This is a genomic window from Rhodocytophaga aerolata, assembly GCF_030503435.1.
In the GTDB taxonomy this organism is placed as follows: Bacteria; Bacteroidota; Bacteroidia; order Cytophagales; family 172606-1; genus Rhodocytophaga; species Rhodocytophaga aerolata.
In genome coordinates, this window is the sequence record NZ_JAUKPO010000011.1 from 13,097 (window position 1) to 36,311 (window position 23,215).

The window sequence follows — 23,215 nt, forward strand, 5'->3', positions numbered from 1 at the left end:
GTGAATAAGATTATTTAGTAGTACTCATGGAGATAAGGTCAGACACTATCCGGTATGTTTCTTCTATATAAATATCTTCCTGAATATTCTTCTGAGATAAGCTGTTTACTTCCTGGCTGTAAGCGTCTACGCTGAGCACCTGCTTGTCGTAATGCGTATTTTCTACGGAGAATAACGTAGTGCTTTGAATAAGCGCTTTTTCCAACGATTGCCACCAGTCATACTTTTCCTGCATAGTTTGTACAAATGCCTGTGGTTGCAGTGGAATTGTGCGGGAGATTTGCCTCGTTTTTAATTTTTCACGTTCTATAAACTTCTGAATATGGGTAAAAGAAGGATGAGTGCTGACTCTGGCTACACTTCTGCCAGCTAGTTCTTTTATAGGAAGCGGTTTTAGAGGAGTGTAATAGATCTTTTTTTGAATTGAGTCGCCAGATAGCACGAATGGAAGAGAAGATTCCCGGTAAGCTAACGCCTGGTACACATCAGGAATATGCACATCCGGGGTTACGCCTTTGATCTGGGCACTTTTGCCGGTTACCCGGTATATCTTTTCTATGGTTACTTTGGCAAAGCCATGTTCTTCTTTAACAGTTGATAGCCTGCCAGTCGAAGAATGCATAAGAGTATCGAGCGGCAGTATAATTTGGCCGGTAGATTTTCCAAAAGTAGGACTACCCACAATTAATGCCCGGTTATAGTCTTGTAGGGTTGAAGCCAGAATCTCAGAAGCAGAAGCACTTTGTCCATTGATCATAACCACCAGCGGCCCATCATATACGGTACCCCGGTTTATATCTTTCATTACTACAGGTTTCTGCCCCCTTTCCTGTAACACGCATAAAGGTCCTTCTTCTATAAAAATACCTGCCAGGTTTAAGCCTTCTGCTAAAGAGCCTCCTCCGTTGTAGCGGATATCTAAAATTAAGCCTTCTATATTGGCTGCTTTTAACTTCACAATTTCTTTTGCCACATCATTGGCACAGCCCTGGCCAGATCCATTTTCCCACTCTGTATAAAAGCCCGGTAACGTAATATACCCTATTTTACGGTCGCCTTTCAGAATGTAGCTTTTTACAATATTCTCCTCTTCCCGTATTTTTTCTTTTATCAGCCCGACAGTTTTGGTAAGGCCATTGGTCTTTTTCACCGTTATCTCCAGACGGCCACTGTTAGAGGATTGCAGAATGTCTTCTGCTTCGTCTATATCAGCTCCTGCCAGATCCACTTCGGGTTTGCCAGCCCACTTTACAGCCGTAACAATGTCATCTTTATGAAGCTCATTGGATTTCCAGGCGGGTCCGCCAGGCACTAGTCTGGAAATGACAATATCCCCCCCTTCACTTTCTTCCAGATCCAGTCCGAATGACAAGCTTTCAGTAGATAGTTGCGATTGAAAATTTTCCCATTCTGTTTTAGAAAAGAACGTAGTATGAGGATCATAACAGGCAGCAATGGCATCGCAGAAGAGCGAGGCCAGATAATTTTCATAACCCGCAGGATGTTCCAGTATTCGTTTGATCTTTCTTTTCTCTACAGCTAGCAGTTTCTGTCGAACTGCAGGTTCTTTTGCCTGGAAATATGTTTCTGTAAAATTTAAATAACTGTTATTTTTATCCTGCTCCAAGACCAATTGCCGCAAAATTTGGTATTTCAACCATTTATTCCATTTCTGACTTAATTCCTGATCGTTTGCAGCAAAGTGCAGACTATCTCCCTGGCTAAAGGTAATTGTTTGATTCGCTGAGAAACTCAGAGGTTTTTGTAGTTGGCCAGCAATTAACTTATCCACCTCCTGCAAACGCTGCTGGTATAATTGAATAACCTGAGGTAAAAATTTCCAGCTTTTGCCTTGTAATTCTTCGTCTATAGAAAATTTATGCACCGAAAGTGCTTTTATCTGGGGATCAGTAAAATAAAAGCCATCTTCATCTATCAGCTTAATAAATTGTGTAAAAATCTCACCGGATAGTTTATCATCCACTGTGCGAGGACTATAATGCTTCTTTTCGAGCATCCGGTGCAGTACAATAGCTTGTTGCTGATGGAGCTGTAGAGATTGGGAAAATGCCTGAGAAATTGAACACCATAGGATTAATAAAATGGCGGATGTAACTCGCTGTATAAATACTAAATTCATGTATGCGGATAAAATACTGCTCTTACATTATAATTTTTAGGCAGGTGCTTTGCAAAAATTGAACGTGTATATATACTTCAGGCAAGATTGGCGTAAGTAAGATTTCAGAGTTTTTTGAAAAAAACTTAGTTCCAGCGTAATAAAGCTATTGTATTCCTATCTTTTCTGTTGAAGTAACACAGGCAGGAGGAGTAGATTAAAAGTATTTGTACAATAAGCTCAGGTGTTGTACGCAGGATAAGGCTGTTATTCGCGTCGTATTGCCTCTACTGGATCTAACCGGGAGGCACGCATGGCAGGATAGGTCCCAAAAACAATTCCAATAAATAGGGCAATGACTGCTATAATAATTAATGTATTCCAGGTATAAGATGCTTCGAAGGGCACTGGTACAAAAGCTTTAATAATAGGTACAATGGCAAATGTGCTCAAAATACCTAGAACAAGCCCCAGGCTGCTTCCAAAAGCGGAGATAGTAACAGATTCTGATAAAAACTGGAGCAAAATGTCTCTACGTTTAGCTCCCATGGCTTTACGGATACCTATTTCTACCGTACGTTCTGTAACAGAAATTAGCAGCACATTCATTACACCCACTCCTCCCACCACAATAGAAATCCCTACGATCATGCTCATAATGACTTTAAACAGCAAAAAATCACGGGCAATCTGTTTTAAGCGGTTATCATCTGTACCTACTACGAACTCAGATGCATTTGCCTGAAAGGTTGCTTTCAGCCAGTTTTCTACCTGGCTGCGCAAGGCAAGCACATTTTCTACTTTTGCAGATTCTATGATGCATTGCGGTGGACTCTCCTCATAATCTTTTAAGGAAAACAAAGTAATAGGTATAATAATACGGGCAGCCTCTTCGGCTTCATCTTTTGCCATAACTCCGGCAATAGTAAGCTCTCTGTCCCGGTACAACATTTTTTTTCCAAGCAGTTGATCTATTGGCGTAGCATTGGCTAGTTTACTGGCTAAAAAATAATTGATCAGCACAACATCGGTGGCTTGGCGTACCTCTGCTTCGGTAAAAAGCCTGCCATGCGCCAGTTTTACATAGTCAGGAAAAGAAGCAGATGCGCCGGTAATGCCACTACCCATTTCCTGGTTTGTCTCTTTAAAAGTAATTTCTCCGGCATGTTGGGCATAAAAGTAACAAGTGGCAGGTAAGGTAAGCCTAGTTTTAAGGTTCAGAAAATCGGAATGGGTTAGATAAATAAGTGAATCTTTTTTTATCCGGATATTGTCTACCCATTTATACCTATCTGTACGGATAACGATAGACTTTACTGATTGCACTTTATTGATCTGCTCAAATGCATATTTCTGCATGCCGTCTATCAACGACAGAATAGCCACCAACGCTGTTACACCAATCACAATTCCTAATACAGAAAGCACTGTATGAAAAAAATGTGTCCGTATGTTTTCCAAAGCCAGGACAAAGGCAATAAAGATGTTTTTTAACATGGCAGGTAGTTAAAAGTTTATTGGTTACATAACGTTATAGCTATAGGTAATCAATTGATATACTTCATCTAAAAGCAGGAATAAACAGATATACGGCCCAAACATACCGCCAATGACTACTTGTCAAGAACCTGCTTTTTGCCACTAAGACTCTATGCAAATAGACTTATTGACTTTGCCTTCTGTATTAAAGTTTCTCTACTGAACCCTGTTTCGCCGCCCAGGCATCCATTTTCCGCTCCAGCACATCCAGGGGCATACCCCCATCTTTTAAAAACTCATCGTGAAAAGCACTTAGTTTAAATTTGTTACCCAGCTGCTTTTCGTATTTTTCACGAAGTTCCCGGATTTTTAGGGCACCTATTTTATAAGATAATGCCTGGCCAGGTATGGCCATATACCGCTCTATTTCTGCGGTGGCACCCTCTTCGGATATGGGCTCATTATCCATCATATACTTAATGGCTTCTTCTCTGGTCATTCCTTTAGTATGTAGCCCTACATCCACCACCAGACGAATAGCCCGGTGAATTTCATCCCCTAAGGCTCCCATGTATTGGTAAGGGTCCGTATAGAGTCCTAGTTCTTTCCCTAACGATTCGCAATACAGCGCCCACCCTTCTCCATAGGCTCCATACCAGCTAAAACGCTGAAACTTGTGCAGGTTTGTATTTTCCTGTTGTAAAGAAATTTGATAATGATGCCCAGGTATGGCTTCGTGCAAAAAGAGAGATTCCATTCCAGAGGTTTTGTTGAACGTAGCGGCATCCGGAATAGGAACATAAAAAATACCGGGGCGACTTCCATCGGCAGAGCCCTGGTTATATTCGGCACTGGCGGAGGCTTCGCGGAACTTCTCTGTCTGGCGTATTTCAAAGGGCGTTTTTGGCGTGTTGTTGAACATCTGCTTCAAGTTGGGCTCTATTTTCGCCAGAATCCCATTAAAGTCTTTAAGTACTTCTTCTGGTTTTGTATAAGGATAAAACTGCTTATCTGTTTTCAGATGAACAAAAAACTCGTCCAGGGTTCCGTTAAACCCTACTTGTTGTTTTACTTTTTCCATCTCTCCCCGGATGCGGGTTACTTCTTGTAAGCCAGTCTGGTAAATTTCCTCCGGTGTTTTGTCGGTAGTAGTCCAGTACTTTACCAGATAAGTATACAACTCTTTTCCCTGGGGCAGAACATCTATCCCAGATGTAGAACGGGTTTTGGGTACGTATTCGCTTTTAATAAAATCTCCCAGTTTTTTATACGTGGGCACGATATCTTCCATAATCATTTTCTTGTATGCCGCGGTAAGCCTGCTTTTATCTGCCTCACTAAAAGTGGATGGCATTTTAGTAACAGGCCCGTAGAAGAGACTTTTCGTAGGATCAGTCACTACCAGATCGTTCATCTGGGGAATCATTTTAATAGCCAGACTCTTAGGCAGAACAACATTGGCGGCCATTCCCTTCCTGAAATTAGCTATGGCTGTATCGCCCCACACGGTAAATGCTTTTACCCGTTTCAACCAGTCGTCATAATCTTTTACTGTTTTAAAAGGCTGGCTGCTCTCTCCGCTGCCAAGCTGCCCCATTGTTAGTGGCAAACCCCAGAATTGCTGAAAAGGAATCAGTTCCTGGTTAAATGCCATACCTTCCAGTTGTACTTCCAGTTCTCTTTTAAAGGTATCATAGGCTATCTTGTCTTCATCTGACAGCGTACTGCGTTCGAAGGTATTTATCTTTGCTAGATTATTTGTATAAAACTTTTTAAGCTCACTGATAAACTCCTGTGAGATATCATTCGGTAATAGGTCGTTGTAGCGGCTATCACCTTGTTGAGTGGCTTCCAGGGGAAATAATTTTAATCTTTCCTCATAGTATTGTTCGAAAAATGCGGCTAATTCTTTATTGGGCTGGGTGGAGGTAGTCATGGTTTGTTCGGTTTTGGTAGATTGGCATGCCATCAGGCAGAGGGCAAACAGGCCTAGCAATAATATATATTTCATGTGATAATGGTGGCTATTGGTTGTTGTCTTAGCTATATACTTATGTTAAAACTTTAGGTGTCTCTGAGCAATATCGATGATATTAGTGTTAAATAGTCAATTGAAGGGCTTTTTCCAGTACCTCATCCCTCCCTTCTCTAATCCCTTGAATGGTTGGAAGTACCTCCACATCCGGAACAATGCCAACACGCTGTGTTTCCCGGCCATCCGGATAATATACGCCCAGGCCACTGAATGCGGTGCGGTATCCGCCCGGAAGAGGCAACCAGCAGATATCTCCATCCGCTCCTGCTGTCTGGCTACCGACAACTATTGCTTTTGGGGCAGTTTGCAATATCATGGCAGTGAACTCAGCTTGGCTTTGGGTTTCTTCATTTACCAGAAGTAGGACTTTCCCCTTATAATACTCTTTATTTACCCTTCCTGTATACAGATGATATGTTGAATCCAATGTGCCAGGATAAGTAAAATCTGGCTTAGTAAGTTTTGAAAAAGTAGTTGCTTTCGGATTCAGAAACCTGGATACATGATACATGGTACTTTTCGGATAATTCCGCAAATCTATAATAATGGCTTTGCTTTTCTGTACAACATTCATTACACTATCTACCTGCTTTACTTCCAGCTTACCCATATTTATATATCCGATATCCTTTGTAAGCCACTCACAGACGTTGCGGGTTTGGGTGGTATATCGTTGCAACTGCGAAAAAGGGTATCTGTTAAATGCTTTTGTTACCTGTTTTCCATCAAATTCCATTGAAAGTGTAAGCTGCGCAGTTTTGCCAGGTAAGAGCACATACTTAAGATTCCTATAAAATACTGCTTCATTGGAAGCAGGCACATACTTCCGTTGCTCCTCTACCAGTTGCTCTACAGGCTTTCCATCTATTTGTGTGATCACACTGCCTACCTTAAGGTCATCAAGCTTTGCCAGCGTGTCATTCAGCATTCCGGTGATCACCATTTTTTTATCAATAAACTTTATATCAAAAGGAACATAATACCCTTGCATCTGCTGCTTATTATTGGTTATTTTATTTAGAAACCCATGACTGTCTTGAATTAAAGCCACCATATGCGATAAAGCTTTTGGATAAGTCAGGCTATCTGAAGCTTGCTGAAAAACCGGAATAAGCATACTCAATACCTGGTTCCAGTCCTGATCCATGGCATACTTATAAGGAAAAAAGTAGTGAATAGCATTCCAGTACCTGAACAAACTTAGCAGACGGTAAGATTCTTCCGGTGTTTTCATTTCCGGGTAAGCATTTTCATGGCTGAAATCTGCCTGCCCAGTACGCCTGGCTGGCGACACATAATGATTAGTACCCTGATAGCGGTTCTGCTTAATAAATAACAACTTTTGCCGGAGCTCCAAAGAGAGAGTAAACGAATCAGTCAAAAATGCCAGATCTAGGTTCCTGGTCAGCCATTGAGGTTTATTAGGTGTCTGGCGGCATTTAGAGCAAGCTTTTACAGGGCCTAACTCTTGCAATACTTGCAGATATATTGCAGATACCTGTTCTGCTGTAGTTGCCTGGCGCACCTTAGGTATGAGCGTAATCAGATGCGCATCCCAGTCTGATTTACCAGTAGCTACTTGTGGATGGTAGTATTTTAAAAATCCCCATATTTTGCATAACTGGGCTAGCCGCTGTGTCTCAGTAGTAGTCTGTTCCGGCAGGCAAACTCCCCGAAAGGGCATCAGAATCAGCAAAATAGAAATTATTTTCATAGTAAAGGTTGAACAGTTAACTACATAGTGATTGTGATATATGCTACAAAAAAATGGCTATTGCAGAGGCAGCCACTATTTTCCCTTATTGCCAATCCAGTTCTGTAAATGTATAGCTGCTTCGGCTGACCGGTTAGGATTGAGAACTACTTGCACAATGAGATTGCCGGGGTTTTGTTCATTAGGCTGAGTCTGTAGTACACACCCTACATAGCTTAAGGCTTGTTTGAGCCGGTTTTCCAGCGAACTTGTTCCTTCAATACACTCTTCAAAATACTGCGTATAGTCCTTTCCGGCAACGGTGGCTACGGCTTTCTTATAGTCTACGAGTGTGTACCCTTTTTCCATGGGACCAAAGTGTTGCCATAGGTAACGCATTACATCATCCAACGATCTGGCATCATTGGTTAACTGCCGGAGTTCTAAATCCAGAATCAGGGCGGTGAGTGCTCCTTTGTGATAAATAGAAACCTTTCTCCCAGGCGCACCTGCCGTATAGCCATCTAACCATAAATCGAAAGATGACTCTAGCAAGGACAAACTTGCCTGGTTGGCCACCATAAAATGCCTGTTCAGGGTTTGGGAAAGTTCAGCAAAATAGGCTTCTGTGCTAAATACACCAGCCCTTGCCAGAAATAAATCTCCATAATAGGTTGTAATCCCTTCGGCAACAAAACCAGTAGTAAAATAATTTTCCCTGGTGAAATCATACGGCAACAGTTCTGCCGGGCGTATCCGGATTACATTCCAGGTGTGAAATAACTCATGTGAACTGATGCCTAATAGTTCCGGGTATAAGGTATCAGCCTGGCTAGCTGGCCCTAGCGTAATGACTGTTGAATTCTGGTGTTCTACCCCGTGATAATGCTGAAAAGGTAGCCAATGCAACAGAAAATGATAGTCCGGGCAAGGAAACCCACCCATCATTTTCATTTGTACAGCAGAAAATTTCTTAAAATCTGTTAGTATCTGTGGCCAGTTTAAGGAATCTGCCTCGCCCTGTACCCAAATATGAAACGTAGTAGCAGCTAGCTGATAGGTTTTATGCACCAAGGCGTTACTGGCAATCATAGGGCTGTCTACTAGCTGGTAATAATCCTTGGCATATAACACATGTTTTTCTTTTTCTTCCAGGCCACAAGCTATCTGGTAGTCAGCAAGTAGTATCAGTTTTACATGGCATTCTTCAAATAATCTGCCTTCCACATATAGCATACAATTAATAAAATTGACATACAACTGTTTTTCATCCATCCACGAGCCGCCAGCGTCCATTTGCTGTGCATAGTACATGTACTTTACTACAATGGAAGCATTACCTGCTGTCTGGATTTGCCATCGGTCTTTTTTCAGCTTATTTACTTGTAACTGATTCCCTTGCCGATCGAAAGCAAACAGCCTTGTCATATTTTTGGCAAAGTTGGCTAGTTCGTACCGGCCAGGCCGCCAGGCGGGCAGTTGTAGATCAATTGCAGGGGCATCAATATTTTCTACGAGTATTTCTATAGCGATATAATGGTTTTCCGGCTGGATATACGAGAGGGTGTATTGCATACAATTTTAATACAGTGAATTGGCAAAATACACGAATATTCCTAAAAACGTATTAGTTGCCTGATAAAATACACAAAGTAAGCAAAGCTTGCATGGGAATATTTTCTTAACTGGTAAATTGGCTTTTCAAAAATATTATCTATCTTTGCAGGCTCTTAATAAGAGCCTTACCGTTACATCAATAGCAATTATTAAAAACAGAAACAGTTACTATCCTGCAGGATTAAATAAAGTATTATCATGAAAAGAACGTTCCAACCTTCACAGCGTAAAAGAAGAAATAAGCACGGTTTCAGAGAGAGAATGGCAACCGCTAATGGCAGAAGAGTACTTGCCAGCCGCAGAGCTAAAGGAAGAAGAAAATTGACTGTGTCTGACGAGAGAAGACATAAAGCATAATCTCATTTATAACTGTCAACGTATATAAAATATATTTGACAAGTTTATTAACTCCTGCCTTTAGTAAATACCTTATGGAAACCACCCAGGACTTTTCCAGTCAGAAGTTTCCAAAGCAGGAACGGTTAACAAGCAAAAAAACAATAGAGGAACTTTTTAGCAAAGGTTCCTCTGTTTTTGTTTATCCGTTCCGGTTATTATACCTGCCTAAACCATTTGGCAGTAGCCATCTTCCATCTCATCCGCAAGTACTCTTTTCTGTATCTAAAAAGCATTTTAAAAAAGCAGTAGACCGCAACCTGATTAAAAGGCGGATGCGGGAAGCGTATAGGTTGAACAAACGTGAACTTTTGCAAGCCATTCCCACTCATCAATTGCCTGCTTCGGTGGCCCTTATCTATATAGCCAAAGAAAAAATCGACTTTGCCACTTTGCAAAAAAAACTAAAAACTATATGGCTGCGTTTGGTAAATAACGCATAATACTATTGCCAATCCCATTCACTTTTGCTATTTTTATAGACAGTGTCTTTTACAATTTTTGATAATCAACTTTTCATTTCCTAATTATTCCTGCATATGACTACCAGGCGTGTACGAACATTAACTTTTGGCCTGCTTGGCGTAAGCCTAGTTGGTTTTGTAGCATTCAGTGATCCAGGCGAGCGTTACTTCGAAATTACCCGTAATTTGGACATTTTTGCTACTCTTTTTAAGGAAGTGAATATGTATTATGTGGACGAGGTGAACCCCAATAAAGTGATGAAAACCGGTATTGATGCCATGCTTAACTCACTGGACCCGTATACTGATTATATTCCGGAAGATGAAATAGAAGATTACCGCACCATGACTACCGGCCAGTATGGCGGAGTAGGTGCCCTGATTGGCAGCCGCGGTGGCCGCACCCTAGTGTTAATGCCTCACGAAAACTCTCCTGCTACCAAAGCAGGTTTACGCATCAGCGATGAAATTATTAAAGTAGATGGCATTGATATAAAAAACAAATCGTACTACGACGTAAATAAACTATTAAGAGGACAAGCAAATACGGTGGTAAAACTCACCATACTACGGTATGGCCAGAAAAGCCCGATAGAAGTGCCTATTACCCGCGAAAATATTAAAATAGACAATGTGCCTTTTTATGGAATGGTGAATGAGGAAGTAGGATACATCCACTTATCAGACTTTACTACTGGTGCTGCCCGGGAAGTAAAAAATGCGTTGGTTGAGTTGAAAAATAAAGGCGCTAAAAAGCTGATTCTTGATCTGCGCGACAATCCGGGAGGTTTATTGAACGAAGCAGTAAATATTTCTAACATCTTCGTGCCTAAAGATGCTGAAATTGTGAGCACCAAAGGTAAGGTAACCGATTGGAATAAAACCTATACAGCCCTAAACCCTCCCATAGATACGGACATGCCCATGGCTGTACTTACTAGTAGCCGTAGTGCTTCAGCTGCCGAAATTGTATCTGGAGTAATTCAAGACTACGACCGGGGTGTGCTCATTGGCCGCAAAACCTATGGTAAAGGCTTGGTACAAGCTACCCGTCCGCTTTCCTACAACTCCCAGTTAAAGGTTACTACCGCTAAATATTATATTCCTAGCGGCCGCTGCATACAGGCCATTGATTACAGCCATAGAAACGACGATGGCAGTGTAGGCAAAATTCCGGATTCCTTGCGTGTAGCCTTCAAGACTAAAAATGGCAGGGTGGTATACGATGGTGGAGGTATTACGCCTGATATTCCGGTAGAAAAACCCAATCTGGCTTCTATCACCACTAGTCTGGAGAATAAGAATCTGATTTTCGATTATGCTAATAAATACTTCGCTGAACATCCCAGCATAGCTCCTGCTACTTCATTCAAACTAACGGATGCCGAATACCAGGATTTTATAAAGTGGTTATCTGATAAAGAGTATGATTACACCACACAAGTTGAAAAATCGTTGCAGGAATTAATTGATCAGGCGAAGAAAGAAAAATATTACGAAGATATTCAGGATCAGATCAAATCCTTAAAAACCAAAGTTTATCACAACAAGGAGTCGGATCTGGAGAAATTTAAAACTGAAATCAAAGAAATAGTGGAACAGGAAATAGCTTCCCGGTATTATTTACAGCGGGGTATGGTAGAATCCTCCTTCGATGACGATGCCGATATAAAAGCAGCCCTGGACGTATTTAAAGATATGAGCCGGTATCAAAGCTTGCTAAAAGGCAAGTAATTAACAAAAAAGGACTGATATTTGCATCAGTCCTTTTTTGTTGCGAGTAGTGAACTCATGGAATACTTTGCTTTTTTGTTTGTTGCCGGTATCATCGGTGGATTTATAGGTGGATTGTTAGGGATAGGCGGTGGTATTATTTATATAGTGGTAATTCCGGTGGCATTAACCGGTATTGGCGTACCAAGAGAGGAAATAGTTCAGTATACCATTGCCAACTCAGTATTTGCCTCATTCTTTTCTTCCTTTTCTGCTAACTTCATTCTCATCAAAAACAAAAATTTTTACCTTAAAGAGGTCCTTCTGATGAGTTCAGTAGGCATTGTTACGTCGCTGCTGCTGCTACAATACGTAGTAAACACTACCTGGTATTCTAAGGAAACCTTTAATATGGTAATTGTAATTCTTCTGGTGTACATGTTATTGAAAATAATTGCCCAAACAACAGCAAATAAGAATGGCACCAACCAGGAATACACAAAGGTCAATATGAAACTAGGGCTTGCCGGGTTAGTGGGTGGCTCTGTTTCGGCTCTTTCCGGACTTGGAGGTGGTGTAGTGATTATTCCTATTCTGCATTCGCTTTTCCGTATGGAGTTAAAAAAAGCAAGTGCCATATCATTAGGTGTAATTGGGATTACCTCGTTTATTATGAGTATCTACAGTATGCTGGAAAATACGCACACTGATTTTCATTATTACAGTACAGGTTATATAATTTTTCCGATTGCTTTGTCGCTTACTGGCGGGGTGGTTATTGCTTCTCCATTGGGTGTAAAAGCTTCCCGAAATGTATCTCCCCAACTACTCAACTATTTATTCTCCTTGTTTCTGGCGCTGATTATTATCCGGAAAATTGTTGAGATTACGGCTTCTTGATAAAAATCTGTTTATTCAGTATCACTGGCCTCTTGCATGGGTTCAGCTAGTTCTACTTTTACTGTATCAATTCTAGCATCTTGCATGGCCATAACAGTAAAGGTAAATCTGGGGGTTACAATAATATCGCCCACACTTGGTATGTCGTTATTAACAGCTATGATAAGGCCCCCCAGGGTGTCATAGTCCCCCTCTGGCAAATCCCATGCGTATTTTTCGTTTAAATAATCTACTTCGTGACGGGCACTTAACAAATAAGTACGTTCATCTAATTGCTGCTCTACCCAATCTTCACTTTGATCATACTCATCTTGTATCTCCCCAAATATTTGCTCCATCACGTCCTCCAGACTGATTAACCCGGCTGTTCCGCCAAATTCGTCTACTACGAGCGCCAGACTTTTGCGTTCACTAATAAACCGTATGAGCAGTTCGTTTGCCAGGGTAGTTTCAGCAACGACAATAATAGGTGACACAATACTGGCTACATCTTTAGGTTTTTTGAAAAGAGCCAACGCATGACAATAGCCCACTATGTCATCAATAGTTTCCCGGTATACCAGTATTTTGGAATGCCCACTTTCTACAAATGTACGCCGCAATTTTTCAAGGCCATCTTCTACATTTACAGCTGTTATTTCAGTCCTTGGAATCATACAATCTCGTACTCTAATGGTGCGGAAAGTAATTGCATTGTTAAATATTTTTCTGTCTACCTCAGGCTCTTCTTCCTGATTGGTTTCCTGGGCTGTTACCGGGTTAAAATGAATATAGTCGTTAAGGTCAGAGAGTCCAAAAGTTGCTTTTACACGGGTGTAATCAAACCGCATTATCTTAGTAATAATAAATTTAGATATGTAAGTAAATACCCATACTATGGGATACATAATCCAGTACATAATACGGGTAGGCAACGCAAAGAAACGCACAAATCGATCCTGATCAAGCAGAAACAAGCTTTTAGGAATAATTTCGACGGCTGATATAACAATAACTACAGACAGGAATACTTGAATAACTATTTTTACAACGGCATTATTTATAAAGGCTGGCAGCTCATTTAATGCATTCGACAACCACATATCAAATACTCCGGTAATACTTACTCCATATACCACTAATGATAGCGTACTACCTATCAGAAATGTGCTGATAAATCCGGCAGGGTTTTTAATAAAGGCAGATACTATTTCATTAGAGTATACTCCTTCTTTCCGGAGTAATTCCAACTGAGGCCTGTTAGAAAAAGTAAAAGCCAGTTCCATTCCTGAAAACAGGATCAGTAATAATAAAGAGAGAAGTACGCCTGTTAAATAAAGAAAGATCATTTACGGGATTTTACTTTTGTGGTGGTTTTATGCTTATTGATTTTCTTCCCAACAGCCACTTGCTCCTGCTGAACTTCTTTTTCGTCCTGCTTCTTCTTTGCAAGCCTATTGAGCAATAGCATTGTAACAGATAACATAAATAACCAATAGCTTTGTGCAATTCCTAGTACAAAAGTTTGATGTACAGCGATAATAAAAAAAGCAACTGATAAGGATAATAAGATGGCTTCTGAAAATTTCATTGCTGATTAATAGGCAGTGTACCTTTAGGAGACAATATACGCCAGCTACTAAAATCCTCCTTTGCTTCTAAACCTTGCCCCTTTAATACTTCTTTTTTTGTTTGAATGGTAACAAATTTATCCGTATAAATAATTTGCTTACTCGGGTCCCAATGTAATTCTTCTGTATTCATTTTTTGGGATTTCACCGAATCGATAATCACTACGTTATCCGTAACAGTATATAAACGTTTGGTATTATCATATCTGGCTTTATTGGCGCTCAAAGTAGAGGTTTTTACCTGGTTTTCATCATAAAATTCTATAAATACACCTTTGGGATAAACTAAATCCTCATTTTGCATTTGCTCCTCTAAAGAGGCTGTTAACCGCCCTCTAATAATAGCTCTATCACTAATTAGTCGTTCTATATTTTCGGATACCATTTTAGGACCCGTATACTCAACTAATTTGCTTAAATCCTGCTCATTTTGCTTACAGCTCACACACAAGCACAATCCAATAAACAGACAAGCCTTAAATGGCAAAAAAGACAGGACATTGCGCCCTGTCTTTTTTGATAAAATAGAATAGAATAATTCTATGACATTTTTATGACTATGCATACATACTTATTTTTTCTGTAGCGTAACAGATTCATTTATCCAGCAACCAGTATTCATCTGTTTGCCAATCTGATCTGTCATACCCAAAGTAAAGATCTCCTCAGCGGACGGGAAGTATTGTTTAGCTTTAGCCATACCTGCTTTATCTCCACCTTTTTCATACATTTCGTAGGCAGCAATATAAACAAGTTTAGATTTTACTGCATCTCCACCACCACATTCTTTATAGCTTCCCAGATACAAGTCGCCGATAGAAGCATAGGCTGAAGTCAAGCCATTTTCGGCTGCTCTGCGGTAATAGGTACGTGCAGCTTCTTTAGCGCCTGCACGCTGCTTAATCTGGCCTATTTCTACGTATGCCTGCGCTTTATCAGATCCACTGGTAGCAAGTTTGGCAGCTTCTTCATAATAATCAGCGGCTTTGTCAAAATTATTATTTTGTTTCTGAATTGTTGCCAACACACGGTAAACACCATAGCTTGGCTCCTTTTTCACCATAATCTCACCAGCTTGTAAGAACAACGGATCAGTAGTACATTTACCGGTTGCCATCAGGCCAAATATTTTCTTGGCTAAGTCTACATCATCTGGTGATTGCTGAAGCTTAGGTCCTAGTTTAGTTTTAACAAAGTTACAATCGATGGTTACACAGCTTTGCAACAATTGATCTACATATTCTTTAGTAGCTGTCCAGCGTTGTACATTCGCTGCATCGTTGCTGGCTAGTTTGCGCTCAATAATAGGTGCAAATTTGTCATATTCTTCCAGAACCTGCTCGTCGGTTAATCCACCGGCTGCTTTCTTTTTGCACAACAGGTCCATGTAAAACATAATATTGGTATTGTATGTCTCATCTTTATTGAGCTCTACAATTTTTTGATAAAGTGGCAGCAGCTTATCAACTTGTGCGTTGGCATCGGCACGGCCCATCAGGTATGGATGCGCTTTTAAGCCTTTTCTGTTTAGTACATTTGCTTCATCTTTGAAATATTTCATCCTCAGATCGTACATAATTAACGCAGAATCCTGATAGGCAGCCAGCTGCTTAGGATCTTTCGTCTGATCTACCAGGCCTTCATACACTTTGGATGCATTTACATACAAACCTGAATTTAATTCAGGCGCATTTTTGAGCAGATAGGTCAATGGTCCTAAAGCTGTTTTCCAGTCGTTCATCTTTACAGCATCTGTAAATAGAGCATACTTCTCTTGAGCTTCAGATGCATTTGCTCCCCAGTTTGGAGCCTGTGCCATTGATAAATTTACAAGCCCTAGCAATAAAGCCAGGCACAACATCAGTTTTGATTTCATAATTTTCTCTCCTTAATCAATTTTGTTTTTTTGAAACCATCTGTCGTATAAGCCATTTAAAGTAAATCCGACAGCTACTCTAAAATATTGTTCTTTAATTAAATTGTTACTCAAAGTTCCCCGCTGACCTGCTGTTAGGGCAAGATTCAAATTGGAGAACCCCCGGCCTACAGGTACAGACATGCCAAAATTGATGCCAAGATCAGATATCTGTTCACTGTTTAACAAAATAGGTGTTTGTGCATAATGCAATCCAGTACGGTAAGTTATTCTTTTCAGATAGTTTGATACTGAATTAATATCAGGCGTCCACTCACCACCCAATGCCAACGTGTAACCGCTTCCTAAAGTTTCCTGTACGTTAAAATCTTTATAATCAGACCAGTTCTGATATGAAAAGTCAGCTAATATAGCCCAGTGGAAAGGAGCATCCAGACTTATACCTATTTTGTACTGAGCCGGTAAGGAAACTGATCCTTTAATGTCTTTGGCTAATGTATCATACCCATATGGAAGGGGATCGTCGTCGGATGCACTCCGCTGCTGGAAACCTGTAAATCGTGTACCACCTACATTGGTAGCAAAATCGTAAACTAATCCCCCATTAATAAATAATTTATCTCTCAACTTATGCCGGTAGACTAGTCCGGCATTGAAAATAAAATCCGAATAATTTGTTCTCCGGACATAGGCAAGCTTATTTGTACTTATGCTTGGACTTTGAACAGAAACAATAGATTCATTGGTAATGTTGCCAAAGATATAAGAAGCTCTTACACCTAAAGATAAGCCCCCTATAATATTTACTGCATTGGTTAGTTCTACAGAAGTTAATCCGCCTTCTCCTTTGTATATATAATTGGCCTGCGAAGCAGGGCTGCCAGCAACTGGGCCGGAAGCATTAATTTCGTAATTTACATTACTATATGGCCGAAGCGTAGCGCCTATAGTCCATTTTTTTGCAGCTGGAAAAGCATAGGCCAGATACCCTAGGTTTCCACCAAAATCCTGCTGCGAAGAAGTATTGGTTTGAAGTTTTTTCAACTGGCCATTTACTCCTACATCAAAAATAGTGATCCGGTTTCTGACAAGCAAGGCAGGATTGATATGATTTATATAGATGCCATTCGCATGGCTGGCCCCAGCGCCGCCCATAGCCTGGTTTGGTACAAAAGCGGAATTATTAATATCTCCGACTCCCAGTTGAGAATAGGGTGAGTTTCCTGTACTCTGAGAATATCCCCACGATGTAATGCAAATGAGTGAAAAAACTAAACCTACCCTAACTATAAGAGACATTATGTTCAAGAATTCTATTTAATCCGATTAGTACCAGTTCCGGAATTACAAATATGCGTTGTTTTATTTTACTTTCAAAGAAATTTGCATCTCCTCCACAAAATATTACATCAAGTTTAGGGAATATTGTTTGGTATTTGCTGATTATTCCTTCTATTTCTGCTGTCATTCCATAAATAACTCCACTTAATATTGCATCATATGTATTCTTTCCTGTCAGCCCAGCCTCCTGGACAGGTTCTATTAACGGAAGCCGGGCAGTAAAAGTATGTAGCGCCTTAAACCGCATACGCAAACCAGGTGAAATACTTCCACCCAGATAGTGTCCATCAGCCTTTATAATGTCATAGGTGATGCAAGTACCCATGTCTATTACCAGGCAATCTGTATTCGGATGCACAGCCGTAGCGCCGGCTACTGCAGCCAGACGGTCTTTGCCTAAGGTTTGTGGCGTTTCATATTCATTTATTAAAGGTAGGGGTAATTGATGGTCCAGGATAAGCACTTTTTGTGTATAAGGCTGCAGTTGCTGGTAAAGTGGTTGAGCATCCTGGCTTACAGAACTTATGATACAGTTAGCCACACCCAGTTTTTGTACAAACTCTGGAAGAGTATTTATTGATAAGCCTCGGTATACTTCTTTTAATGCCGATTTTTCGAACAACCCTGCTTTTAGAGAAGTGTTTCCAATATCAATTGCTATATTCATCTGGAAGAAATTTATTTACTTCTGCGGTACATCGTTGCTTTAAGTAATAGGCTTCTTTACACAGTCTATATTTAACGTAATAATGGTATGTATATTTTCACCAGCAACACGTAGTTAAGTGCCTTGAAAACTTACGTTAATCAAATGTAGTTAATGTCCAAAACCTTATTTTTTGAGTATAATCCGGTACTCGAAATAGTTGGCAAACTTACTATACTTACAGAAATTAGTGCTGATATTTTATGTATTCCCATGAAAGAATTATTGAAGAAATTTGAAGAAAAAAAACCTGAAATTGTATTTGAGTGGAAAGATCCTGAAACAGAAGCCGAAGGCTGGGCTGTGATTAATTCGTTACGTGGAGGGGCAGCAGGGGGTGGTACGCGTATGCGCAAAGGCCTCGACAAACGGGAAGTTGAATCGCTGGCAAAAACTATGGAAGTTAAATTTACTGTTTCTGGCCCGGCTATTGGCGGAGCTAAATCAGGTATTAACTTCGACCCTGCCGACCCTCGCAAAAATGGAGTATTGGAAAGATGGTACAAAGCGGTGTTTCCTCTGCTTAAAAACTACTATGGCACCGGAGGTGATTTAAATGTTGATGAGATTCATGAGGTAATTCCCATTACGGAAGAATATGGGCTGTGGCATCCACAGGAGGGAATTGTTAATGGGCATTTTCATGCATCGGAGGCACAAAAGATTAAAAAAATCGGGCAACTCCGGCAAGGGGTTTCCAAAGTGCTGGAAGATTACAACTATACCCCTACTTCCAGGTATAAGAAATACTCGGTTGCCGATATGATTACCGGTTTTGGAGTAGCTGAGTCTGTACGTCATTACTATGAGATCTGGGGTGGTAAGGTGTCTGAAAAAAGAGCCATTATCCAAGGGTGGGGAAATGTAGGGGCAGCAGCTACGTTGTATCTGGCAAAATACGGGGTAAAAATTGCAGGTATTATTGATAAACAGGGAGGAATTATCTCAGAAAAAGGGCTGGACTTACCGGCTATAAAAGAACTGTTTTTTAATAAAAAAGCTAATCAGCTGATAACACCAGAGCTGATTCCGTTTGAGGAAATAAACGAAAAACTATGGTCTTTGCCAGCTCACATCTTTATTCCGGCAGCAGCCTCCAGATTAGTTACTGCGGCACAAGTGCAGCAAATGGCCTCTAACGGGCTGGAAGTAATTTCCTGTGGGGCCAATGTGCCATTTAATGATCCGGAAATTTTCTTTGGTAATACTACCGCCTGGGCCGATCAGCACCTTTCCCTACTGCCAGATTTTGTGGCTAACTGCGGTATGGCCAGAGTATTTGCCTATCTAATGCAAAGCAATGCAACGATAACAGATGAGGCAATTTTTACCGATGTGTCGCAAACCATACATGCCGCTTTGCAAAAAGCCTTTGATCAGCACCCTCAAAAAACAGGAATAGCCGAAACTTTATTTAAAATTGCCTTAGAACAGCTTATTTGATCTTTCTGGGTTATGCTTAATAAGTAATAGCCATCTTGCAATTTTACCTAAGATAAGCTACCAGTAATATATTACGAAGCCGGTTACTTCTGATCTAAAGAGTTCAGCCGGCAGCTTACTACTATATACGCAGGTGTAACAGATGCACAGTAGTAAGGCAATTTTATAGTCAGCAACTTATTAATGAAATGGATATTTGGACACAAATTCATCAGTTTCTCAACCAACGCTTCTGGGACAACCGTCTGGAAAACATTTTATGGTGTATAGGTCTGCTAGTACTGGGTTTGCTGCTGCGGCGAATACTTTCTGTTTTTCTGGGAAATCTTCTTTTCAAACTAGTAAAAAAAGAGACGGAAAACTTACCACTTACGGATTTTTTGAAACTCGTCCGCAGGCCGGTACAAATGTTTGTTACCCTGGTGTTAGTTTATACTGCGTTTAGTTTCCTTAAATTTCCTGCCGAATGGCATCTGGCCCCTATCAAGCAATTTGGACTGCGGCGTTTTTTGCTAAAAAGTTATCAGTTGCTAATGATTATTGCCCTTACCTGGACAGTAATCAACTTTATTAATTTCTTTATGCTGGTATGGGCCAGAAGAGCCTCCAGAACCGGGTCTGGTATTAACGAGCAGCTAATTCCTTTTTTAAAAGAAGTAATGAAGGTCTTCCTGGTTATTTTTGGCTTCTTTTTGGCTTTAGGCGTTGTGTTCAATCTGGATATAGCTTCTATTATAGCCGGTTTGGGAATTGGAGGCTTAGCAGTAGCGTTGGCGGCTAAAGAAAGCCTGGAAAATTTGTTTGCCTCATTCACTATTTTCTTAGATAAACCTTTTGTTATCGGCGATACGGTTCATGTGGGTAATATTCAGGGTACAGTTGAAAAAGTAGGTTTCCGGAGTACCCGCATTCGTACCTTAGACAAAAGTTCGCTTACCTTGCCTAATAAAATGATGGTAGATCAAGCATTGGATAATCTAACTCAGCGGCGATTCAGGCGGGCAAAATTCACTATAAATTTGTCGTATAATACCCCAGCTAATACCATAAAAGCGATTTGTGAAGATATACGGCTCACTATTGCCTCCAACGATTGGACGAAAAGTGAACCTGCACAAGTGCGTTTTTCGGAATTTGGCGAAAGCTCATTAACCATTCTGATCGTATTTTTTGTGGAAGCGGTAGATTGGAGCGACTATAACCGGATTCGTGAAGAAATTAACTTCAGCATAATGCAGATTGTACCGGCGCATCGTGCTTCTTTTGCATTGCCTGCCCATACCTTGCATATTGCCAGAGAACCAGCAGGCAGTGTATTAAACTCAACGTATTAGCAGTAAAGCCTACGTCAATAAAAATAAGGTAATGAATAAACACTATCAGAATGGAATGTACAATTTTTCATTGCTTGTTCCTGCCACCTGATTAATTAGCTCCATGCTAGATAACATATAGATAATGGCTAAATTTAGTTTACACATTCATAAAAATAAGGTCAACAATTTTTTTATTCTACCGTATGAATAAAAAAAAGCATACAACTGGATTATTTTCAATAGAATTCCTATATTTGTGCCACTACAGCTAAGTATATCACATCTATTTTATTGAAATATATTTCTCCAGTTGTACTAATTCAGATTTGTTTCGGCAGTTAAATGGGTTATACTTGATAATTCCTCAGGTATATTCTATACTTGCAGTACCTAAAACAACACTTGAGCTTTTTGCAATCGCATAGTTCATCTCTTTTTAGATTGAATTCATATTCTTTACAAACACCATACAGTATATCCAACTTTTTTTTCGCTTGAAGCGAACAACATAACCTTTATATCATTATCATCACTACTGCCTACATATGTATAATATTGAAGACTTAAATCTTAGGCTCCTGTCTGAACTTAAAGAGATAGCGGAAAATCTGGGAGTAAAAAACTACAAAAAGTTAGCTAAGAAAGAACTGATCTACAAAATACTCGATCAACAAGCTATTCTCCCAGAGGTTGATCCCATTCCTGCCACACCCGAACCCGCCCCCCAATCAGTAATTGAACCTACTACTTTACCAACTCCCAAGAGAGAAGAAGGAGAAGAAAGAAGAAGACACCGAGTGAAGCGGGAAAATGTAAAAGAGGTTGAGCCTGTTCATCATTCCTCATCTAATGGTGTAAATGGCAAAGATTTTAAAGAAGGCCCATTATTTGCCCCCACCGTTAGTGTAGAAACGCCTGTCTCTTATGAAGTTCTGGATCGCCAGGTAGATAAACCGGAGAAAGTAGAGTTTAAAGAAAAGGAACGGGAGCCACGGGAACCGAAAGAAATCAAGGAGGTCCGGGAGAATGTGCCAGTTGTTAAAGAAAACAGAGAAAACCGCGTAGATAATCGTGAAAACGCAAACAACCGCAATAACCGCGATAGAGAAAACCGCGTAGATACCCGCGAGAATCAAAACCGGGATAACCAGAACCGCGATAACCAGAACCGGGGCGAAAACCGCGATAATACTCAGCGTAACAACAATCCGAACAAGCAAAACCAGAATACCTATACCATCCGCGAATTTGATGGCCTTATCGAAAATGAAGGTGTATTAGAAATTATGCAGGATGGCTATGGATTTTTGCGTTCGGCAGATTATAATTACCTGGCTAGCCCTGATGATATTTATGTGTCTCCTTCACAAATTAAGCTTTTTGGCTTAAAAACAGGCGATACGGTAAGAGGCCAGATCCGCCCGCCTAAAGAAGGAGAAAAATACTTTGCGTTGCTTCGGGTAGAAACCATTAATGGCAAAACTACGGAAGAAATACGCGACCGCATACCGTTTGAATACCTTACTCCTCTTTTCCCTGAAGAGCGGCTGAATTTAAGTAACCGTCCCGATGAGTTTTCAACCCGTATTCTGGATTTGTTTGCCCCTATTGGTAAAGGCCAACGGGGTATGATTGTGGCTCAACCCAAAACTGGTAAAACAGTATTATTAAAGCAAATAGCCAATGCCATTGCTCATAACCATCCGGAAGTATACCTGATTGTGTTGCTGATAGATGAACGTCCGGAAGAGGTTACAGATATGGCCCGCAGTGTAAAAGGAGAAGTAATTTCTTCTACCTTCGATGAGCAAGCAGAACGCCATGTAAAAGTAGCGAGCATTGTTCTGGAAAAAGCCAAGCGCATGGTGGAGTGCGGCCATGATGTAGTTATCCTGTTAGATTCTATCACCAGGTTAGCACGGGCCTATAATACTGTAGTACCATCCTCCGGGAAAATTCTTTCTGGTGGGGTGGATGCCAATGCCTTGCATAAACCTAAGCGTTTCTTTGGTGCTGCCCGTAATGTAGAGAATGGTGGCTCACTTACGATTATAGCTACAGCCCTAATTGAAACCGGCTCTAAAATGGATGAGGTAATTTTCGAAGAATTTAAAGGAACCGGTAACATGGAACTTCAGCTAGATAGAAAACTTTCCAACAAACGAGTATATCCTGCTATTGATGTGCCTGCCTCTGGAACCAGAAGAGAAGAATTGCTGATGAACGACGACGAACTATCCAGAGTCTGGATTCTGCGCAAACATATGGCTGATATGACCTCTATTGAAGCTATGGAATTCTTGCTTGATAAAATGAGAGGCACACGTAACAATGATGAATTCCTTATTTCAATGAACAGATAAGAATCAAAAACAGATAAAGAAGTAAACAAAAAAGCGATGTAATAACATCGCTTTTTTATTTAGAGAGCTAGGCGAAAGTGTATAAAAGCAGATAGTATTACTATAATTACTCATTTTCATCGCCTGTTATCTTGTACATTCTAC

18 protein-coding genes are annotated in these 23,215 nt (G+C 40.5%); 7 read left to right on the forward strand and 11 right to left on the reverse strand.

Annotated elements, in window-relative coordinates; all coding sequences use genetic code 11:
- Positions 1-10: 10 nt before the first annotated feature.
- The 5 genes from Q0590_RS18500 to Q0590_RS18520 all read right to left on the reverse strand — a co-directional run bounded on the left by Q0590_RS18500 (position 11) and on the right by Q0590_RS18520 (position 8,901).
- Positions 11-2,140, reverse strand: a complete 2,130-nt coding sequence (locus tag Q0590_RS18500) for a carboxy terminal-processing peptidase (RefSeq protein ID WP_302039076.1) — start codon at positions 2,138-2,140, stop codon at positions 11-13.
- A gap of 246 nt (positions 2,141-2,386) precedes the next feature.
- A complete protein-coding gene (locus tag Q0590_RS18505; protein ID WP_302039077.1) occupies positions 2,387-3,616 on the reverse strand; it encodes an ABC transporter permease in 1,230 nt (409 codons plus the stop codon).
- Between the two features lie 187 nt (positions 3,617-3,803).
- On the reverse strand, positions 3,804-5,609 hold the full coding sequence (locus tag Q0590_RS18510; protein ID WP_302039078.1) for a DUF885 domain-containing protein: 1,806 nt from the start codon (positions 5,607-5,609) through the stop codon (positions 3,804-3,806).
- Positions 5,610-5,697: 88 nt separating this feature from the next.
- Positions 5,698-7,347: a S41 family peptidase gene (locus Q0590_RS18515; protein WP_302039079.1), complete on the reverse strand. Its 1,650-nt coding sequence runs from the start codon at positions 7,345-7,347 to the stop codon at positions 5,698-5,700.
- A 75-nt stretch (positions 7,348-7,422) separates the two neighbouring features.
- Positions 7,423-8,901: a M61 family metallopeptidase gene (locus tag Q0590_RS18520; RefSeq protein WP_302039080.1), complete on the reverse strand. Its 1,479-nt coding sequence runs from the start codon at positions 8,899-8,901 to the stop codon at positions 7,423-7,425.
- Between the two features lie 240 nt (positions 8,902-9,141).
- Between Q0590_RS18520 and rpmH the strand changes: the two genes are divergently transcribed.
- From rpmH to Q0590_RS18540, 4 genes are all read left to right on the forward strand, one after another.
- Complete coding sequence (gene rpmH, locus Q0590_RS18525) at positions 9,142-9,300, forward strand: 50S ribosomal protein L34 (protein ID WP_302039081.1); 159 nt, start codon at positions 9,142-9,144, stop codon at positions 9,298-9,300.
- Positions 9,301-9,374: 74 nt separating this feature from the next.
- Entirely contained in the window at positions 9,375-9,782 is a 408-nt protein-coding gene (gene rnpA, locus Q0590_RS18530; protein ID WP_302039082.1) for a ribonuclease P protein component, read from the forward strand.
- A gap of 96 nt (positions 9,783-9,878) precedes the next feature.
- Positions 9,879-11,537: a S41 family peptidase gene (locus Q0590_RS18535; protein WP_302039083.1), complete on the forward strand. Its 1,659-nt coding sequence runs from the start codon at positions 9,879-9,881 to the stop codon at positions 11,535-11,537.
- Positions 11,538-11,594: 57 nt separating this feature from the next.
- Entirely contained in the window at positions 11,595-12,416 is an 822-nt protein-coding gene (locus Q0590_RS18540; protein WP_302039084.1) for a sulfite exporter TauE/SafE family protein, read from the forward strand.
- 11 nt (positions 12,417-12,427) lie between these two features.
- On the opposite strand, the gene Q0590_RS18545 is transcribed toward Q0590_RS18540, so the two are convergent.
- Genes Q0590_RS18545 through Q0590_RS18570 form a run of 6 tightly spaced genes read right to left on the reverse strand, consistent with a single transcriptional unit; the run spans position 12,428 to position 17,910 of the window.
- Positions 12,428-13,744: a hemolysin family protein gene (locus Q0590_RS18545; protein WP_302039085.1), complete on the reverse strand. Its 1,317-nt coding sequence runs from the start codon at positions 13,742-13,744 to the stop codon at positions 12,428-12,430.
- Complete coding sequence (locus tag Q0590_RS18550; RefSeq protein ID WP_302039086.1) at positions 13,741-13,986, reverse strand: hypothetical protein; 246 nt, start codon at positions 13,984-13,986, stop codon at positions 13,741-13,743. Before Q0590_RS18550 ends, Q0590_RS18545 begins: the two co-directional genes overlap by 4 nt.
- A complete protein-coding gene (gene lptC, locus Q0590_RS18555; RefSeq protein WP_302039087.1) occupies positions 13,983-14,591 on the reverse strand; it encodes an LPS export ABC transporter periplasmic protein LptC in 609 nt (202 codons plus the stop codon). The genes Q0590_RS18550 and lptC overlap by 4 nt, the downstream gene beginning before the upstream one ends.
- A 6-nt stretch (positions 14,592-14,597) precedes the next feature.
- Positions 14,598-15,902 (reverse strand): tetratricopeptide repeat protein, encoded by a 1,305-nt coding sequence (locus Q0590_RS18560; protein ID WP_302039088.1) that lies wholly within the window; start codon positions 15,900-15,902, stop codon positions 14,598-14,600.
- A 12-nt stretch (positions 15,903-15,914) separates the two neighbouring features.
- Positions 15,915-17,201: a BamG family beta-barrel-assembly machinery protein gene (gene bamG, locus Q0590_RS18565; protein WP_302039089.1), complete on the reverse strand. Its 1,287-nt coding sequence runs from the start codon at positions 17,199-17,201 to the stop codon at positions 15,915-15,917.
- Positions 17,185-17,910 (reverse strand): type III pantothenate kinase, encoded by a 726-nt coding sequence (locus tag Q0590_RS18570; protein ID WP_302039090.1) that lies wholly within the window; start codon positions 17,908-17,910, stop codon positions 17,185-17,187. The genes bamG and Q0590_RS18570 overlap by 17 nt, the downstream gene beginning before the upstream one ends.
- Before the next feature lie 252 nt (positions 17,911-18,162).
- Here Q0590_RS18570 and Q0590_RS18575 point away from each other — a divergent pair, with 252 nt between their 5' ends.
- From Q0590_RS18575 to rho, 3 genes are all read left to right on the forward strand, one after another.
- Positions 18,163-19,392, forward strand: coding sequence for a Glu/Leu/Phe/Val dehydrogenase dimerization domain-containing protein (locus tag Q0590_RS18575; RefSeq protein ID WP_302039227.1), 1,230 nt, complete (start codon positions 18,163-18,165; stop codon positions 19,390-19,392).
- 188 nt (positions 19,393-19,580) lie between these two features.
- Complete coding sequence (locus Q0590_RS18580) at positions 19,581-20,726, forward strand: mechanosensitive ion channel family protein (RefSeq protein WP_302039091.1); 1,146 nt, start codon at positions 19,581-19,583, stop codon at positions 20,724-20,726.
- Positions 20,727-21,253: 527 nt separating this feature from the next.
- Positions 21,254-23,071 carry a transcription termination factor Rho gene (rho, locus tag Q0590_RS18585; RefSeq protein ID WP_302039092.1) on the forward strand — a complete coding sequence of 606 codons (1,818 nt, stop codon included), beginning with the start codon at positions 21,254-21,256 and terminating at the stop codon, positions 23,069-23,071.
- Positions 23,072-23,215: the final 144 nt, after the last annotated feature.

Bases quoted from the DNA above. Each gene is read 5' to 3' on its own strand.
- Q0590_RS18500 (WP_302039076.1), bottom strand. From the start codon at position 2,140: ATGAATTTAGTATTTATACAGCGAGTTACATCCGCCATTTTATTAATC.
- Q0590_RS18505 (WP_302039077.1), bottom strand. From the start codon at position 3,616: ATGTTAAAAAACATCTTTATTGCCTTTGTCCTGGCTTTGGAAAACATA.
- Q0590_RS18510 (WP_302039078.1), bottom strand. From the start codon at position 5,609: ATGAAATATATATTATTGCTAGGCCTGTTTGCCCTCTGCCTGATGGCA.
- Q0590_RS18515 (WP_302039079.1), bottom strand. From the start codon at position 7,347: ATGAAAATAATTTCTATTTTGCTGATTCTGATGCCCTTTCGGGGAGTT.
- Q0590_RS18520 (WP_302039080.1), bottom strand. From the start codon at position 8,901: ATGCAATACACCCTCTCGTATATCCAGCCGGAAAACCATTATATCGCT.
- rpmH (WP_302039081.1), top strand. From the start codon at position 9,142: ATGAAAAGAACGTTCCAACCTTCACAGCGTAAAAGAAGAAATAAGCAC.
- rnpA (WP_302039082.1), top strand. From the start codon at position 9,375: ATGGAAACCACCCAGGACTTTTCCAGTCAGAAGTTTCCAAAGCAGGAA.
- Q0590_RS18535 (WP_302039083.1), top strand. From the start codon at position 9,879: ATGACTACCAGGCGTGTACGAACATTAACTTTTGGCCTGCTTGGCGTA.
- Q0590_RS18540 (WP_302039084.1), top strand. From the start codon at position 11,595: ATGGAATACTTTGCTTTTTTGTTTGTTGCCGGTATCATCGGTGGATTT.
- Q0590_RS18545 (WP_302039085.1), bottom strand. From the start codon at position 13,744: ATGATCTTTCTTTATTTAACAGGCGTACTTCTCTCTTTATTATTACTG.
- Q0590_RS18550 (WP_302039086.1), bottom strand. From the start codon at position 13,986: ATGAAATTTTCAGAAGCCATCTTATTATCCTTATCAGTTGCTTTTTTT.
- lptC (WP_302039087.1), bottom strand. From the start codon at position 14,591: ATGCATAGTCATAAAAATGTCATAGAATTATTCTATTCTATTTTATCA.
- Q0590_RS18560 (WP_302039088.1), bottom strand. From the start codon at position 15,902: ATGAAATCAAAACTGATGTTGTGCCTGGCTTTATTGCTAGGGCTTGTA.
- bamG (WP_302039089.1), bottom strand. From the start codon at position 17,201: ATGTCTCTTATAGTTAGGGTAGGTTTAGTTTTTTCACTCATTTGCATT.
- Q0590_RS18570 (WP_302039090.1), bottom strand. From the start codon at position 17,910: ATGAATATAGCAATTGATATTGGAAACACTTCTCTAAAAGCAGGGTTG.
- Q0590_RS18575 (WP_302039227.1), top strand. From the start codon at position 18,163: ATGAAAGAATTATTGAAGAAATTTGAAGAAAAAAAACCTGAAATTGTA.
- Q0590_RS18580 (WP_302039091.1), top strand. From the start codon at position 19,581: ATGGATATTTGGACACAAATTCATCAGTTTCTCAACCAACGCTTCTGG.
- rho (WP_302039092.1), top strand. From the start codon at position 21,254: ATGTATAATATTGAAGACTTAAATCTTAGGCTCCTGTCTGAACTTAAA.